The organism is Pseudomonas sp. PB106 (assembly GCF_009764645.1).
GTDB lineage: Bacteria > Pseudomonadota > Gammaproteobacteria > Pseudomonadales > Pseudomonadaceae > Aquipseudomonas.
Genome location: NZ_RWIM01000085.1, coordinates 1 through 15,232, shown reverse-complemented (window position 1 = coordinate 15,232; position 15,232 = coordinate 1). Strand labels below are relative to the sequence as shown.

The window sequence follows — 15,232 nt, the reverse complement described above, 5'->3', positions numbered from 1 at the left end:
TCATCGAGGTGATTGCATGCGTGGCTTGTGGCTGTTGGCGGTGGTGTGGCTTGCGGGGTGTCAGCATGTGATTGCGCCATCGCCGATCAATGGCGAGATTCGCGATTTGCGCAGCGGTGAGGTGCTGACGGCGCCGCAGCTGGTCAATCGGCTTGCTGCGCCTGAGCAAGTGATCATCGGTGAGCAGCATGACAATGCCGATCATCACGCCGTGCAGCTGTGGTTGTTGCAGTCCCTCGGTGAGCGACGGCCGCAAGGCAGCCTGTTGCTGGAAATGCTCACGCCGGATCAGCAACCCAAAGTCGATGCCTTGCGCCAGCCATCTTCGCCACCCGTTGATCTTCCCGCTGCTTTGGCCTGGCAGGATGGCTGGGACTGGAATCTCTACGGGCCGATCGTGCGTTTCGCCCTCGCGCAGCCTTATCCTCTGCTGTCGGCCAATCTTGAAAACAGCGAAATCCGCGCCTTCTATCACCAGCCTCCGGCTCTGAGCGGTTCACGCAGTAACGCGGCGTCGGTGAAAAAAGCGCTGCTGGAACAGATCATTGATTCCCACTGCGGCTTGCTGCCCGAGTCGCAGATGCCGGCGATGCTCGCCGTTCAGCAACAGCGTGATCGACGTATGGCCGAACGCATGCTGGCGGCGCCCACCCCTTCGATGTTGCTGGCGGGGGCGTGGCATGCGCGCAAGGATGTTGGCGTGCCGCTGCATGTTGTCGATTTGGGCGCCACCCAGGCACCCACGGTGCTGATGCTGGCCGAGCAGGGCGCCGAGGTGAGCGCAGCGATGGCCGATTATGTCTGGTACACACCCGCCACGGCGAAGCAGGATTACTGCGAACAGATGCGCAAACAATTCGGCAAATGACTTTTCCACAGGCAAAAAAAGACCCGGTAAAAACCGGGTCAAATAACCGTGATTAGCCTGATGAGGAGATAATCTGAGAGTCCGAACCAAGGGCTTTTCAGAATATCGACTGATCTCGCGACCAGTTGTGATAATCATAGCGATTCTCATTACCGCGTCAACAACTGTTTTCTCATTTCTTGCATTTAGTCTCGGAAATGGCCGCTATACCCGGTAAATAAAGGGCTTGGCGTTAACGCTTGTTGGCGCTCAAATGACTGATCTGCTTGTTCAACTGGCCGATTCGCCGCGCCATGCTCTCGATCAAACTATGGGCGATCTTTGGATTTGAGCGAGTCATGCTCAAAAATTGATCGCCAGGAATCAGCATCACCGTACTCGCGTCCCGGGCGATCACCGTGGCATTGCGCGGTTCGCTTGTGAACACGGCCATGGCGCCGAAAATTTCGTCCTTGGGCACGTCGCCAACCTTTTGCCCATCGACAAATGCCTCGGCATGCCCTTCGATCACCACAAAGACATGATCCGCGACGTCACCCTGGCGGATCAGCACTTCACCCGCTTTAACGCGTTTGAAACCGTTGGTGCTGCGAAACTCTCGCGGCTTCAGTTCGGCCACGGCGTGGGCGAGGAGCGCCATTTGCCCGAGCAGATACTGCAGAAACTGATCCGCTCGGGATGGCTCGGCATACAAATGCTGCAAGACTTCAACGCGCCGGTAGGGCAACAGGCGCATTGGCCCCTCACTGCACAATCGGCAATCGTCCCAGACATCGCCGCGGTGCAGGCCGATCAAATCGCCCTCCTGCCAATACAGCAGCGGCCGGGAACCGATGCAGCCAGTGATCACGCCTTCGCTGAGCAGAAACAACTGATCCTTCGGTAACTGCGCGAGCAGATCATCCGCCGCCTCAACCTCAATCATCGGCCCGTACTGCGCGAGCCCTTCGAGCCACTGTGCAGGCAAGTTCTGCAAACGGTTGATCAATGCGTCGGCGTACGCCGATTGTTCCCCCAGCAAATACATGACGGTGGTGTCCGGTCAGTTCTTGTGACGCGCGGAGATGGCTTCGAGCTGTTTGTTCAGGGCGTCCTTGCGTTCGGCGGGGATGTCGTTCCAGTGCACATCCATCAGTGCGCCTTCGATCGCATACAACAACACCTTCGATGCGCGAAACCCGCGGGTACGCACGGCCCGGTAGGCGTCCACCGCGCCCAGGCGACGCAAGTCCGAGGCGCTGTGGATGCCCACGGCATGCAGCCATTGCGCCGACGTCTTGCCAAGATTCTTCAGGTGTTGCAGTTCATCATTCATCAAGCCTCCTTGCGACGGCCGAATGGTGCGTGGGCGAGCTTCTCAGGAGTGTAGCCATCAGTAGGAAAAGCGTGGTTCTTTGGTCGGATTCGACGCAAATGCTTCTAAGAAAGGGCGCTTGAGCGGCCTGCGAACGCAGAGGAGGAGGGGGGAACACAAATCAATGTAGGAGTGAGCCTGCTCGCGATAGCGGACTGGCAGGCACACATGTGTTGAATTTTAAACCGCTATCGCGAGCAGGCTCACTCCTACAGGGGAGGCGTTGTGTAAGGGAGCAATGAGACGATCAGCGAGTGCGATAACGCAAACGCGTACCGAAATTCATCGACATCAGAATCTCGTCGGCACTCAACTCCGGCGGAAAGTACGCCCCGGAAATCTGCGCGTGGGCCAGGCTCGCACCTTCCAGCGATGCATTGCGGAAATCGATGCCACGCAAATCGGCGGAACGGAAGTACGCGTCCCGGAAATCCACGCCAGCGGCGTTCAGTTCGCGCAGATCGAGACCCCGGAAGTCGCCGCCGACCATATCGATCGGGCCGTCCTGCGGGCGTTCTTTATTGAAACCTGTGATGTCATCTTTGTGCAGCAAGGCATACAGCGGGGAGTCGAGCAGTTTCGGCTGGCTCATGTCAGATCACCTGTTGGTTTTATGACGCCAGTATAGTGCCACTATTTGGCGGCCGTGAAGCGAGCGAGGGCTTCACGGCCGAAATAGTTTCTTACAGGCCTGGCAGGCGCTGGCGAATCTGCGCGACCACGGTGTCCAGCGTGCCGGATTCATTGGTCTGCACGCGTTTGCTACGCAGGATTTCTTCCGGTGTCAGCGCTTCGCGGTTGGCTTGCTGCGCTTCGATCACGGCCAGGGTGGCGTCGGAAGGATCCTTCTGGTCGGCCTGACGAATCGCCAGCCAGCTCTCGATCACCGCTTGTGGTGCGTTGCAGTCGAGGATCAGGAACGGGGTACCGGTGGCTTCAGCGATTTTCGCGGCGCTGTCACGCTGCTCACGCTTCAAGTAAGTGGCATCAATCACTACCGGGAAACCGGCGTGCAGGATCACTTCAGCGATTTCATGCAAACGGGCGTAGGTCGCGACGCTGGCGTCAGTGCTATAAATCCCGGCCTGGACGTCGTTGGCGATGGTTTGCTCACCGAACAAACGCTTGCGTTCAACATCGGAGCGCAGGCGAATCGCGCCCAGCGCTTCGACCAGACGCATGGCCACGTGGCTCTTGCCGACAGCGGAAACGCCGTGGGTAATCGCCATGAAGCGCGAAGGAATGGTGCTGTAGCTTTCGGCGAGATTGGCGTAGTTGCGGTACTGACGCAGGGTGGTGGCGCGCTGCACCGGGGTCGCGTCCGCGGGCATGCTGAAGAGGGCAACCTTGGCGCGAACCAGTGCGCGGTAGGCTTTATAGAAGTTCAGCACTTCCAGGCCTTGATAGTCGCCGGTCAGCTCCAGGTATTGGCTGACGAAGCGGCGCGCGAGGGATTTCAGGCCACGGTCTTCCAGGTCCATCGCGAGGAAACCGGTATCGGCCCAGACGTCAGTAAAACGGAACGGTTCGTTGAACTCGATGCAGTCGAAGATCACCACTTTGCCGTCGATGACGGTAGCGTTGCCGAGGTGGATGTCACCGTGACATTCACGGGTGAAACCCTCGGTCTTGCGCTGAGCGAACAACGGCTTGAGGCGCTCGAAGCTGCTTTCGGCCCAGGCTTTCAGCGCGTCGAGTTGCAGCAGGTCATTTTTGTCGCTGAGGAACGGCAGGATTTGTTCGAAGTTTTGCGACACCGGCGCCATCACGCTTTCCGGGGTGCCAGCGTCGTGTTCGGCCGGGACTTTCGGCGCACTCAGATGGAAGCGGGCGATCTGCTCGGCCATCTCGTCGATGTGCTGCGTGGTCAGCTCGCCATTGGCTTGCAGGGTGCTCAGCATGCCGGTCTGCGGGAACTGGCGCATTTTCAGCACGTATTCGATCGCCGCGCCGTCGCCGCCCAGTTGCGGTGCTTCGACGCTACCGGTCACTGGCAACACTTCCAGATACAAGTCGTCGGTCAGGCGCTGGTTCAGACGCAGCTCTTCAGCGCAGAAATGTGCGCGCGAATCGAGGCCGGTGAAGTCGAGGAAGCCGAAATTCACTGGCTTCTTCACTTTATAAGCAAACGGGCCGGTGAGGATTACCCACGAGATGTGCGTTTCGATGACCTGAAACCCTTCGACAGGGTGCGGGTAGAGGGCCGGGTTTTGCAGGGCAGCGATCAGTGACTGGCTCACGGGCGATCCTTCAGAGACTGGGAGGAAAATCGAGGCGGCCATTATGGCCGCTCGCCAGCCTGACGCAAACCTCGGAGCGCTCCTGTTGAGGATGAATAAAGTGCGTATAATCCGCCGCCATGACTCGAACTCGATCTCCCCGTACCAAGAAAAAACCACCTTCCAAGGGCCTTAGCCCGTGGTTGAGCTGGGCCATTAAACTCAGTCTGGTCGGCCTTGTCGTGCTGGCCGGCTTCGCCGTTTACCTCGATGCCGTGGTGCAGGAGAAGTTCTCCGGCAAGCGCTGGACCATCCCGGCCAAGGTTTACGCGCGCCCGCTTGAGCTGTTCGTCGGACAGAAGCTCAGCAAGGACGATTTCCTCACTGAACTCGATGCCCTCGGCTATCGCCGCGAAGCCGTGAGCAACGGTCCCGGTGCTGCTGCGGTCAACGGCAATACAGTCGATCTGAATACCCGTGGCTTCCAGTTCTATGAAGGCCTGGAAAAACCGCAGCCAGTGCGCGTGCGTTTCTCCGGCGATTATGTAGCCGAGCTTTCTGCGACCAACGGTTCGAAGCTTTCCGTGGTGCGCCTTGAGCCGCTGATGATCGGCGGCATTTATCCAAAAAACCTCGAAGACCGCATTCTGATCAAGCTCGATCAGGTGCCGCCGTATCTGCTCGAAACCCTGGTCGCAGTCGAAGACCGCGATTACTACAGCCACTGGGGCGTGTCGCCGAAATCGATTGCGCGCGCTATCTGGGTCAACACCTCTGGCGGCAAGATGACGCAGGGCGGCAGTACGCTGACCCAGCAACTGGTGAAAAACTTCTATCTGACCAGCGAACGCAGCCTGACCCGCAAGCTCACCGAAGCAATGATGGCGATGCTGCTGGAACTGCATTACGACAAGAAAGAAATCCTCGAGGCCTATCTCAACGAAGTCTTCGTCGGTCAGGACGGTCAGCGCGCGGTGCACGGTTTCGGTCTGGCGAGCCAGTTCTTCTTCGGTCAGCCGTTGTCCGAGCTGAAGCTGCATCAGGTTGCATTGCTGGTCGGCATGGTCAAAGGCCCGTCCTACTACAACCCGCGGCGTAATCCAGAACGTGCGCTGGAGCGACGTAATCTGGTGCTCGATGTGCTCGAGCAGCAAGGCGTGGCGACTGCCGAACAGGTCGAAGCGGCGAAGAAAATGCCGCTGGGCGTGACCACGCGCGGCAAGCTTGCCGACAGCTCCTTCCCGGGCTTCATCGATCTGGTCAAGCGTCAGTTGCGTGAAGACTACCGCGACGAAGACTTGACCGAAGAAGGCCTGCGTATCTTCACCAGTTTCGACCCGATCCTGCAGATGAAGGCCGAAGCGTCGGTCAACGACACCTTTAAACGTCTGGCCGGACGCAAAGGCTCGGATGATGTCGAAGCGGCGATGGTCGTGACCAATCCGGAAACCGGCGAAGTCCAGGCGATGATCGGCAGCCGTCAGGCCAGTTACGCCGGGTTCAACCGCGCACTGGATGCGGTGCGGCCAATCGGTTCGTTGATCAAGCCTGCGGTTTATCTGACCGCGCTGGAAAAACCGAGCCAGTACACGCTGACCAGTTGGCTGTCGGATGACCCGTTGTCGGTCAAAGGCGCGAATGGTCAGGTGTGGAAACCGCAGAACTATGACCGCCGCTCCCACGGCACCGTGTTCCTTTATCAAGGGCTGGCGCACTCCTACAACCTGTCGACCTCGCGTCTGGGTCTGGAAGTGGGCGTGCCGAATGTGCTCAAGACCTTGGGCCGTCTCGGCGTAACGCGTGAATTCCCGGCGTTCCCGTCGATGTTGCTTGGCGCTGGCGGCATGACCCCGATCGAAGTCGCGACCATGTACCAGACCCTCGCCAACGGTGGTTTCAACACGCCGATGCGCGGGATTCGCAGCGTACTGACCGCCGAGGGCGAGCCGCTCAAGCGTTATCCGTTCCAGATCGAGCAGCGTTTCGATCCGGCGTCCATTTATCTGATCCAGAACGCCATGCAGCGCGTGATGCGTGAAGGGACCGGCAGTTCGGTTTATAACGTGCTGCCCAAGACGCTGACGCTGGCGGGCAAGACCGGTACCAGTAACGATTCCCGTGACAGCTGGTTCGCCGGTTTCAGTCAGGATGTGCTGGCGGTGGTCTGGCTGGGTCGCGACGATAACGGCAAAACGCCGTTCACCGGTGCCACCGGTGCGCTGCAGGTCTGGACCAGTTTCATGCGCAAGGCCGATCCGCTGCCGCTGGACATGCCGCAACCGGACAACGTCGTGCAGGCGTGGGTCGATTCGCGTACCGGGCAGGGCTCCGATGCCAACTGCCCAGGGGCGGTGCAGATGCCGTATATTCGCGGCAGCGAACCGCCACCCGGCGCCTCCTGTGCGGGCGAAACGCCTGCTTCCGGCGAGTCGGTGATGGATTGGGTCAAAGGCTGGATGAATTAAGCAAAGAGGGTTTCAAGTGAACAAGTGGTTGATTCCAGCGGTGACCGCCGTGGCTTTGCTCAGCGGCTGCTCTACCGTACAGCGTGGTTCGATTCCGGTGGTTGACTCCGGTACTGCGGTGTCCAACAGCGAGCGTATTTCGGCCAATGGCGGTTTCCGTCAAACGACGGTCAAGCGTCCGGCGCAGGCCCAGACTCAGGCCATTCCGCAAGGTGATACTGGCGTGGTGGTGATGGTGCCGGGCGGCGGTGCTGCGGTGTCGACACCGATCAGCTCTTCGCCAATCGTGCCGGGCCCGGCGTCCGGCGGTATCACGTCGGGGCCGTATACGCCGTCGCCGGTTGAGTCGGCTCCGGTCAATTCCGGCAGCTACAGCATGCCTTCGACGCCGAGCGGTATTCCATCGGCCAGCAGCGGCGGTGGCTTGTCGGCGGACGAGCAACTGGACGGCCCGGTACTCGCCTTGCTCACCACGGCTCAACAGCAACAGGCTGGCGGCGACCTCAATGGCGCGTCGTCGAGCCTGGAGCGTGCCCAGCGCGTCGCTCCGCGTGAGCCGCAAGTGCTTTATCGTCTGGCGCAAGTGCGCATGGCGCAAGGTGATGCGCCGCAGGCCGAGCAGTTCGCTCGCCGCGCGCTGACCATGGCCAACGGTCGTCCTGACCTGCAGGCCAACCTGTGGGAAGTCATCGCTCAGGCCCGCGAGAAACAAGGCGATTCCGCCGGCGCCACACTGGCCCGTCAGAAGGCCAAGGTCTCGCTGTGATGGATGCACGTTTCCCGAAAATCGCCGATCAGTTGCTACTGATCGAGCGTGAACTGCGCACTCAGGGTTGGTGGGACGCAGTTCAGCCGTCAGCCGAAGCGCTGAGCAGTGTCGAGCCGTTTTCGGTCGACACGCTGGACTTCGAGCAGTGGCTGCAATGGATCTTCCTGCCGAAAATGAAATACATCCTTGAGGAAGATCTGCCGTTGCCGAATGCCTCGGGTATTCAGGAAATGGCCGAAATGGTCTTCGCTCAGCGCAATCTGGGTGGCAAGGATCGTCGGCTTCAGGTGCTGCTCAAAGAGTTTGACCTGCTGATCACTGCCTCGCGCTAATACCTCATCAATGTGGGAGCTGCCGAAGGCTGCGATCTTTTGATTTTATGTTTTTAAGCAAGATTAAAAGATCGCAGCCTTCGGCAGCTCCTACAGGTCTCTATTCGCAATTCTTCGCGATTTGTTTTTGCGCCTCTACAATGCGCTCCTGCCGCTGCGCATCGTCCAACCGGCGCAACTGTCCCTCCACTTCTTCTCTCAAGCGCGGATTGTTCTGCAACTGCGCAAGGTTCGTCCGTGCCTGTTCGCAAAACTGCTTGAGCTGCGTCTGTTGGTCCGCAACCTGTTTCTTGACCTTGTCATCGATCGCCTTCTGATCACCGAGAGCGCCGCTGCCCGGCATTGCCGCCGGTTTCGGTGGGAGCAAGGAGGGCGTCTGCACGGTGGTCGATGGTTGACCTTGTGGCGGCTGCGCATCGAAATGCGTGACCCCTTGGGCATCGACCCATTTGTAGATTTGAGCGGCCGTACACCACGGGCTGAGGCCGATCAGTAGAGTAAGGAGGAGCGTTCGCATGCTGAATCCTTGGCAAAAGTGCGCAATTGACACTAACAGAGTAGCGGTTTTCAGGTTTTTTCTTGCGTTCTCATGTGCTTACCCACAATTAATCACATAGACGACTTGACTTGGAGAGGGCGAAACAGAAGAATCCAAAGTCCGCTGTAGAGGGACTGCCAGAAGCAGACCCACTCGGTAGATCATGAGGCGCATATCCGCGCCGACCTGTTACACCCGCAACGCGTTACCTCGCGCTGGGTGGGAAAGGCCCGCAACACTGGGACGATCCCAATACTTGCTCAGTCAGTGCTGACGTAGTCGGCGACCACCGTCGCTCATGCTCTGCCGAGAAGTAAACCTATTAAGACCCGCCCCTTTTTTGTGGACGGTATTCTGGCGTTTTAGAGGTGAACAACGTGGAGCTTTTATCTGGCGGTGAGATGCTCGTCCGCTTTTTGCGTGACGAAGGCGTCAAATATATCTACGGGTACCCGGGTGGTGCTCTCCTGCATGTTTACGATGCCCTGTTCAAAGAACCGGAAGTGACTCACATCCTGGTTCGTCACGAACAAGCGGCAACCCATATGGCTGACGGTTATGCCCGTGCCACCGGTAAAGCCGGCGTGGTATTGGTGACATCCGGTCCTGGCGCCACAAACGCCATTACCGGTATCGCGACCGCCTATATGGATTCGATTCCAATGGTGATCATTTCCGGTCAGGTGCCAAGCACCATGGTCGGCACCGATGCGTTCCAGGAAACCGACATGATCGGTATCTCCCGGCCGATCGTGAAGCACAGCTTCATGATCAAGCACGCCTCGGAAATCCCGGAAGTCATGAAGAAGGCCTTCTACCTGGCGCAATCCGGTCGTCCGGGCCCGGTCGTGGTCGATATCCCGAAAGACATGACCAACCCGGCCGAGAAGTTCGAATACATCTTCCCGAAAAAAGCCAAGCTGCGTTCCTACAGCCCGGCCGTTCGCGGTCACTCCGGGCAAATCCGCAAGGCAGCAGAGATGCTTCTGGCGGCCAAGCGCCCAGTGCTGTATTCCGGCGGCGGCGTAATCCTGGGCAACGGTTCCGCACCGCTGACCGAACTGGCAAAAATGCTCAACCTGCCCGTGACCAACACGTTGATGGGCCTGGGTGGTTTCCCTGGCACTGATCGTCAGTTCATCGGCATGCTCGGCATGCACGGCAGCTACACCGCCAACCTGGCGATGCACCATGCTGACGTGATCCTGGCGGTCGGCGCGCGTTTCGACGATCGCGTGATCAACGGCGCGGCGAAGTTCTGCCCCAACGCCAAGATCATCCACATCGACATCGACCCGGCTTCGATTTCCAAGACCATCAAGGCCGACGTGCCAATCGTTGGGCCGGTTGAGAGCGTCCTGACCGAAATGGTCGCGATCCTCAAGGAAATCGGCGAGACCCCGAACAAGGAGTCTGTGGCCAGTTGGTGGAAGCAGGTTGATGAATGGCGCGGTGATCGCGGCCTGTTCCCTTACGAAAAGGGCGACGGCAGCAAGATCAAGCCGCAGACCGTGATCGAAACCCTCTGCGAAGTGACCAAGGGCGACGCCTTTATCACTTCCGACGTGGGCCAGCACCAGATGTTCGCGGCGCAGTACTACACATTCAACAAGCCGAATCGCTGGATCAACTCCGGTGGTCTGGGCACCATGGGCTTCGGTTTCCCGGCGGCCATGGGTATCAAGTTGAGCTTCCCCGATGATGACGTTGCCTGCGTGACCGGCGAAGGCAGCATCCAGATGAACATCCAGGAACTGTCGACCTGCCTGCAATATGGCTTGCCTGTGAAAATCGTCATCCTGAACAACGGTGTTCTGGGGATGGTTCGCCAGTGGCAGGACATGAGCTACGGCAGCCGTCACTCGCACTCCTACATGGAATCGCTGCCTGACTTCGTCAAGTTGGCTGAAGCCTACGGCCACGTCGGCGTTCGCATCACCGAATCGAAAGATCTGAAGTCGAAGATGGCAGAAGCGTTCGCCATGAAGGATCGTCTGGTGATCATCGATGTTTCAGTCGACACCAGCGAGCACGTCTACCCGATGCAGATCAAAGACGGCTCCATGCGCGATATGTGGCTGAGCAAGACGGAGCGTACTTAATCATGCGGCACATTATTTCCTTGCTTCTGGAAAACGAACCCGGCGCTTTGTCTCGCGTAGTCGGCCTGTTCTCGCAGCGCAACTACAACATCGAAAGCCTGACCGTGGCCCCGACCGAAGACCCGACCTTGTCGCGTCTGACGCTGACCACCGTTGGCCACGATGAAGTCATCGAGCAGATCACCAAAAACCTGAACAAGCTGATCGAAGTGGTCAAGCTGGTGGACCTGTCGGAAAGTGCTCACATCGAGCGCGAACTGATGCTGGTCAAGGTCAAGGCCACTGGCGCTCAGCGCGCCGAGATCAAACGCACCACCGATATTTACCGTGGACAGATCGTCGACGTCAGCGCCAGCGTGTATACCGTTCAACTGACCGGTACCAGCGACAAGCTCGACAGCTTCATTCAGTCCATCGGCACCGCATCGATTCTGGAAACCGTCCGTAGCGGCGTGACCGGTATTGCCCGCGGCGACAAAGTACTCAGCATCTAAACCAAATTAGCGAATGGCCTGAACGGCCTGGATATATAGGGGAAATTCATGAAAGTTTTCTACGATAAAGACTGCGACCTGTCGATCATCCAGGGCAAGAAAGTTGCCATCATCGGTTACGGTTCCCAGGGCCATGCCCAAGCGTGCAACCTGAAAGATTCCGGTGTCGACGTTACCGTTGGTCTGCGTAAAGGTTCGGCCACCGTTGCCAAAGCTGAAGCTCACGGCCTGAAAGTGACCGACGTTGCTTCCGCTGTTGCGGCTGCCGACCTGGTCATGATCCTGACCCCGGACGAGTTCCAGTCCTCCCTGTACAAGAACGAAATCGAGCCGAACATCAAGAAAGGCGCCACTCTGGCCTTCTCCCACGGCTTCGCGATCCACTACAACCAGGTTGTTCCGCGCGCCGACCTCGACGTGATCATGATCGCGCCGAAAGCCCCGGGCCACACAGTACGCTCCGAGTTCGTGAAGGGCGGCGGTATCCCTGACCTGATCGCGATCTACCAGGACGCCTCGGGCAACGCCAAAAACGTTGCACTGTCCTACGCTGCTGGCGTTGGTGGTGGTCGTACCGGCATCATCGAAACCACCTTCAAGGACGAGACTGAAACCGACCTGTTCGGCGAACAAGCCGTTCTGTGCGGCGGTACCGTTGAGCTGGTTAAAGCCGGTTTCGAAACCTTGGTTGAAGCTGGCTACGCGCCGGAAATGGCCTACTTCGAATGCCTGCACGAACTGAAGCTGATCGTTGACCTCATGTACGAAGGCGGTATCGCCAACATGAACTACTCGATCTCCAACAACGCCGAATACGGCGAGTACGTGACTGGCCCGGAAGTGATCAACGCCGAGTCCCGTCAGGCCATGCGCAACGCCCTGAAACGTATTCAGGACGGCGAATACGCCAAAATGTTCATCAGCGAAGGCGCAACCGGCTACCCTTCGATGACCGCCAAGCGTCGTAACAACGCCGCTCACGGCATCGAAGTCATCGGCGAGCAACTGCGCTCCATGATGCCGTGGATCGGTGCCAACAAGATCGTCGACAAAGCTAAAAACTAAGTCGTCGTCCCTTGTACGAAAAACGCGGCCTCGGCCGCGTTTTTTCGTTTGAGCCGGTGGTTCTGGTATAAAGCTGCAGCGTTTGTGGCCGAACTGTCGCCCTCAAGCACCTGTCGAAATTTCTCCAAACCGTTGCAAGGTAATGTCCATGAGCGAACGTCCCGAAGAGCCGAACAAGGCTTCTGACGCCGAAAGCCTGCTGCCCATCGATGAACACATCGAAGAAGGGCACGACGCAGAAGGTCGTAAAGTCCGGCATCGTGGTATCTATCTGCTGCCGAATCTGTTCACCACTGCGAACCTGTTCGCAGGGTTTTACTCCATCATCAACTCGATGAGCGCCCAGGCGGCCCTGAGCGCTGGCGACTCGGCGAATGCGAGCAAGTATTTCGCGTTTGCCGCGATCGCGATTTTCGTCGCCATGGTCCTCGACGGTGTCGATGGTCGTGTCGCGCGCATGACCAATACGCAAAGTGCCTTTGGCGCCGAGTACGACTCGCTGTCGGACATGGTCGCGTTCGGTGTCGCACCGGCGTTGCTGGCCTTCGGTTGGGCACTGGGTGACATGGGCAAGGTCGGCTGGATGGTCGCCTTCATCTATGTAGCGGGCGCGGCGTTGCGTCTGGCGCGGTTCAATACTCAGGTTGGTACAGCGGACAAGCGTTATTTCATCGGCTTGGCCAGCCCGGCAGCCGCCGGTGTCGTGGCGGGTATCGTTTGGGCGTTCAGCGATTACGGTATTCAGGGTTCGAAGATGTCGTTCCTGGTTGCGCTAATGGTAGCGGCGGCCGGCATGCTGATGGTCAGCAACATTAAGTACAACAGCTTTAAAGAGCTGGACTTGAAAGGACGCGTACCGTTTGTGGCGATTCTCGCCGTGGTGCTGGTGTTCGCTGTGGTGTTCAGCGATCCGCCGCGCATTCTGCTGCTGGTGTTCCTTGCCTACGCGGCTTCCGGCCCGGTGCAGTACCTGTTGCATCTTCGTCGGCACAAAAAAGCCGAGTGATGTAATTTCCCGCATACTCCGCAGTCTATGGGTGCATCAGTCCTCCAAAGTCTGCGGAGTTGCCATGTTGATCAAAATCCCCAAAGCGTCCGACTGTCATGAGTCGGATGTCACGTCTGAATCCATTTATCTCTCGCGCCGTCAATTGCTCGGGGCCACTGCTGCCGGTATCGCCGTCAGTAGCCTGCCGCGCTGGGCGAATGCCGAGGACGCCGCTCGGTATTCCGATGTCGAGCCGGGCAAGGCGCCGGCATGGTTTAACGAGAAGCTGTCCTCTACCAAGTGGGGAGCACTCAACGTCAAGGATGAGGCGATCACGCCTTATAAAGACGCCACCCACTACAACAACTTCTATGAGTTCGGTACCGATAAAGGTGATCCGGCGGCGAATGCCGGCTCGCTGAAAACTGAACCGTGGAGTGTGGTGATAGATGGGGAGGTGGGGAAGCCCGGGCGTTATGCGCTGGAAGACTTCATGAAGCCCTATCAGTTGGAGGAGCGCATCTATCGCCTGCGTTGTGTCGAGGCGTGGTCGATGGTTATTCCTTGGATCGGCTTTCCGATTTCGGCGTTGCTCAAGCAAGTCGAGCCGACGTCCAGCGCCAAATACATTCGCTTCGAAACCTTACAGGATCCCAAGACCATGCCGGGGCAGCGCTCGGGTTTTGCCTTGATCGACTGGCCTTATGTGGAAGGCTTGCGTCTGGATGAGGCAATGAATCCACTGGCCATTCTGGCGGTGGGCATGTATGGGCGCGAGTTGCCGAACCAGAATGGCGCGCCGTTGCGTCTGGTAGTGCCGTGGAAGTATGGCTTCAAGAGCGTCAAATCCATTGTGCGCATCAGTCTGGTCAGCGAGCAGCCGAAAACCACTTGGCAAAGCATTGCGGCAGATGAATACGGGTTTTATGCGAACGTGAATCCCACGGTTGATCACCCGCGCTGGACGCAGGCACGGGAGCGGAGATTGCCGAACAGTCTGTTCAAGCCGAACGTGCGTGATACGCAGATGTTTAACGGCTACTCGGATGAAGTCGCTTCTTTATATACAGGGCTTGATCTACGGAAGAACTACTGATGCGCTTTCCGTTCTGGCGTATAGGCGTTTTCATCGCGGCGGCTGTCTGGCCGGTGCTGTGGTTGTATCAAGCGCTTGAGGATTTGCTCGGGCCGGATCCCGGCAAGGTGCTGGTGGATCGGCTTGGGCTGGGGACGTTGGTGCTGCTGTTGATCACCCTGAGTATGACGCCGCTGCAGAAACTTACCGGATGGGCAGGGTGGATTGCAGTGCGCCGGCAGCTGGGGCTTTGGTGTTTTGCCTATGTGGTTTTGCATGTGTGCAGCTATATGGCATTTATTCTGGGTTTCGACTGGTCGCAGCTGGCGGTCGAGTTGCGCAAGCGACCGTACATAATAGTGGGGGCGTTGGGTTTTCTCGGACTGTTGGCGCTGGCGGTGACATCGAATCGATACAGTCAGCGTCGGTTGGGTTCGCGCTGGAAGAAGCTGCATCGCCTGGCGTACGTGATTTTGGGTTTGGGTTTGCTGCATATGTTGTGGATCGTGCGCGCCGATCTTGAGGAGTGGGCGGTCTACGCCTCTATAGGTGCAGTGCTTCTTATACTGCGTATTCCGCCGGTGACGCGCCGTATCCCGCGTTTACTGGCTAAAATGCAGGTTTTGCAAGAAAAGCGAAATTAACGGTTGACGGCAGATCTCAGGTGTCTATAATTCGCCCCACTTCCGGCGCAGTCGAAACGGAAAACTCCTTGAAATTCAATGAGTTATGCAGGGTTCGGCAGCAGGTTGCTTCAGTTCATCGAAGCCAGAAGGGAGTTGAAAAAGAGGTGTTGACAGCAGCGTGTAACGCTGTAGAATTCGCCTCCCGCTGACGAGAGATCTGAAGCGCAAGTGGTTGAAGTTGTTGAAGAATTCTTCGAAAACTTCTGAAAATAATCACTTGACAGCAAATGAGGCTGCTGTAGAATGCGCGCCTCGGTTGAGACGAAAGGTCTTAACC

At 58.1% G+C, this 15,232-nt stretch carries 15 protein-coding genes; 10 read left to right on the top strand and 5 right to left on the bottom strand.

Translation table 11 applies throughout. From position 1 onward, the window contains the following. Positions 1 to 16 precede the first annotated feature (16 nt). On the top strand, positions 17 to 868 hold the full coding sequence (locus EJA71_RS11575; protein WP_158956919.1) for a ChaN family lipoprotein: 852 nt from the start codon (positions 17 to 19) through the stop codon (positions 866 to 868). A 232-nt stretch (positions 869 to 1,100) separates the two neighbouring features. Here EJA71_RS11575 and EJA71_RS11570 read toward each other — a convergent pair whose 3' ends face one another. The 4 genes from EJA71_RS11570 to EJA71_RS11555 all read right to left on the bottom strand — a co-directional run bounded on the left by EJA71_RS11570 (position 1,101) and on the right by EJA71_RS11555 (position 4,462). Next, positions 1,101 to 1,895 carry a Crp/Fnr family transcriptional regulator gene (locus EJA71_RS11570; protein WP_158956917.1) on the bottom strand — a complete coding sequence of 265 codons (795 nt, stop codon included), beginning with the start codon at positions 1,893 to 1,895 and terminating at the stop codon, positions 1,101 to 1,103. A 15-nt stretch (positions 1,896 to 1,910) separates the two neighbouring features. Then, positions 1,911 to 2,183, bottom strand: coding sequence for a TfoX/Sxy family protein (locus EJA71_RS11565; RefSeq protein WP_016773175.1), 273 nt, complete (start codon positions 2,181 to 2,183; stop codon positions 1,911 to 1,913). Positions 2,184 to 2,469: 286 nt separating this feature from the next. After that, positions 2,470 to 2,814 carry a pentapeptide repeat-containing protein gene (locus EJA71_RS11560; RefSeq protein WP_158956915.1) on the bottom strand — a complete coding sequence of 115 codons (345 nt, stop codon included), beginning with the start codon at positions 2,812 to 2,814 and terminating at the stop codon, positions 2,470 to 2,472. 91 nt (positions 2,815 to 2,905) lie between these two features. Beyond that, a complete protein-coding gene (locus EJA71_RS11555) occupies positions 2,906 to 4,462 on the bottom strand; it encodes a bifunctional aminoglycoside phosphotransferase/ATP-binding protein (protein WP_158956913.1) in 1,557 nt (518 codons plus the stop codon). A 119-nt stretch (positions 4,463 to 4,581) separates the two neighbouring features. Between EJA71_RS11555 and mrcB the strand changes: the two genes are divergently transcribed. The 3 genes from mrcB to EJA71_RS11540 are packed head-to-tail and all read left to right on the top strand — an operon-like array spanning position 4,582 to position 8,007. Then, on the top strand, positions 4,582 to 6,906 hold the full coding sequence (gene mrcB, locus EJA71_RS11550) for a penicillin-binding protein 1B (RefSeq protein WP_158956911.1): 2,325 nt from the start codon (positions 4,582 to 4,584) through the stop codon (positions 6,904 to 6,906). A gap of 16 nt (positions 6,907 to 6,922) precedes the next feature. Next, positions 6,923 to 7,672, top strand: coding sequence for a hypothetical protein (locus EJA71_RS11545; protein ID WP_158956909.1), 750 nt, complete (start codon positions 6,923 to 6,925; stop codon positions 7,670 to 7,672). After that, a complete protein-coding gene (locus EJA71_RS11540) occupies positions 7,672 to 8,007 on the top strand; it encodes a YqcC family protein (protein ID WP_158956907.1) in 336 nt (111 codons plus the stop codon). Before EJA71_RS11545 ends, EJA71_RS11540 begins: the two co-directional genes overlap by 1 nt. 100 nt (positions 8,008 to 8,107) lie before the next feature. Here EJA71_RS11540 and EJA71_RS11535 read toward each other — a convergent pair whose 3' ends face one another. Beyond that, complete coding sequence (locus EJA71_RS11535; protein WP_158956905.1) at positions 8,108 to 8,524, bottom strand: DUF4124 domain-containing protein; 417 nt, start codon at positions 8,522 to 8,524, stop codon at positions 8,108 to 8,110. A gap of 398 nt (positions 8,525 to 8,922) precedes the next feature. On the opposite strand from EJA71_RS11535, the gene EJA71_RS11530 reads away from it, so the two are divergent. The 6 genes from EJA71_RS11530 to msrQ all read left to right on the top strand — a co-directional run bounded on the left by EJA71_RS11530 (position 8,923) and on the right by msrQ (position 14,913). Then, complete coding sequence (locus EJA71_RS11530) at positions 8,923 to 10,647, top strand: acetolactate synthase 3 large subunit (RefSeq protein WP_007949940.1); 1,725 nt, start codon at positions 8,923 to 8,925, stop codon at positions 10,645 to 10,647. Between the two features lie 2 nt (positions 10,648 to 10,649). After that, positions 10,650 to 11,141 carry an acetolactate synthase small subunit gene (ilvN, locus tag EJA71_RS11525; RefSeq protein ID WP_003176102.1) on the top strand — a complete coding sequence of 164 codons (492 nt, stop codon included), beginning with the start codon at positions 10,650 to 10,652 and terminating at the stop codon, positions 11,139 to 11,141. A gap of 48 nt (positions 11,142 to 11,189) precedes the next feature. After that, entirely contained in the window at positions 11,190 to 12,206 is a 1,017-nt protein-coding gene (gene ilvC / locus EJA71_RS11520; RefSeq protein ID WP_007909969.1) for a ketol-acid reductoisomerase, read from the top strand. Positions 12,207 to 12,354: 148 nt separating this feature from the next. Further along, on the top strand, positions 12,355 to 13,212 hold the full coding sequence (gene pssA, locus EJA71_RS11515; RefSeq protein ID WP_158956903.1) for a CDP-diacylglycerol--serine O-phosphatidyltransferase: 858 nt from the start codon (positions 12,355 to 12,357) through the stop codon (positions 13,210 to 13,212). A 64-nt stretch (positions 13,213 to 13,276) separates the two neighbouring features. Beyond that, positions 13,277 to 14,290: a protein-methionine-sulfoxide reductase catalytic subunit MsrP gene (gene msrP, locus EJA71_RS11510; protein WP_158956901.1), complete on the top strand. Its 1,014-nt coding sequence runs from the start codon at positions 13,277 to 13,279 to the stop codon at positions 14,288 to 14,290. After that, the gene (gene msrQ / locus EJA71_RS11505) at positions 14,290 to 14,913 is read left to right on the top strand and encodes a protein-methionine-sulfoxide reductase heme-binding subunit MsrQ (protein ID WP_158956899.1); all 624 of its coding nucleotides are present in this window, start codon (positions 14,290 to 14,292) and stop codon (positions 14,911 to 14,913) included. Before msrP ends, msrQ begins: the two co-directional genes overlap by 1 nt. The last annotated feature ends 319 nt before the right edge of the window (positions 14,914 to 15,232 follow it).

What these genes read in the sequence shown, in the direction of transcription:
- msrQ (WP_158956899.1), top strand. Translation starts at nt 14,290, where the DNA reads ATGCGCTTTCCGTTCTGGCGTATAGGCGTTTTCATCGCGGCGGCTGTC.
- ilvN (WP_003176102.1), top strand. Translation starts at nt 10,650, where the DNA reads ATGCGGCACATTATTTCCTTGCTTCTGGAAAACGAACCCGGCGCTTTG.
- EJA71_RS11540 (WP_158956907.1), top strand. Translation starts at nt 7,672, where the DNA reads ATGGATGCACGTTTCCCGAAAATCGCCGATCAGTTGCTACTGATCGAG.
- EJA71_RS11560 (WP_158956915.1), bottom strand. Translation starts at nt 2,814, where the DNA reads ATGAGCCAGCCGAAACTGCTCGACTCCCCGCTGTATGCCTTGCTGCAC.
- EJA71_RS11535 (WP_158956905.1), bottom strand. Translation starts at nt 8,524, where the DNA reads ATGCGAACGCTCCTCCTTACTCTACTGATCGGCCTCAGCCCGTGGTGT.
- EJA71_RS11575 (WP_158956919.1), top strand. Translation starts at nt 17, where the DNA reads ATGCGTGGCTTGTGGCTGTTGGCGGTGGTGTGGCTTGCGGGGTGTCAG.
- ilvC (WP_007909969.1), top strand. Translation starts at nt 11,190, where the DNA reads ATGAAAGTTTTCTACGATAAAGACTGCGACCTGTCGATCATCCAGGGC.
- EJA71_RS11570 (WP_158956917.1), bottom strand. Translation starts at nt 1,895, where the DNA reads ATGTATTTGCTGGGGGAACAATCGGCGTACGCCGACGCATTGATCAAC.
- mrcB (WP_158956911.1), top strand. Translation starts at nt 4,582, where the DNA reads ATGACTCGAACTCGATCTCCCCGTACCAAGAAAAAACCACCTTCCAAG.
- msrP (WP_158956901.1), top strand. Translation starts at nt 13,277, where the DNA reads ATGTTGATCAAAATCCCCAAAGCGTCCGACTGTCATGAGTCGGATGTC.
- pssA (WP_158956903.1), top strand. Translation starts at nt 12,355, where the DNA reads ATGAGCGAACGTCCCGAAGAGCCGAACAAGGCTTCTGACGCCGAAAGC.
- EJA71_RS11565 (WP_016773175.1), bottom strand. Translation starts at nt 2,183, where the DNA reads ATGAATGATGAACTGCAACACCTGAAGAATCTTGGCAAGACGTCGGCG.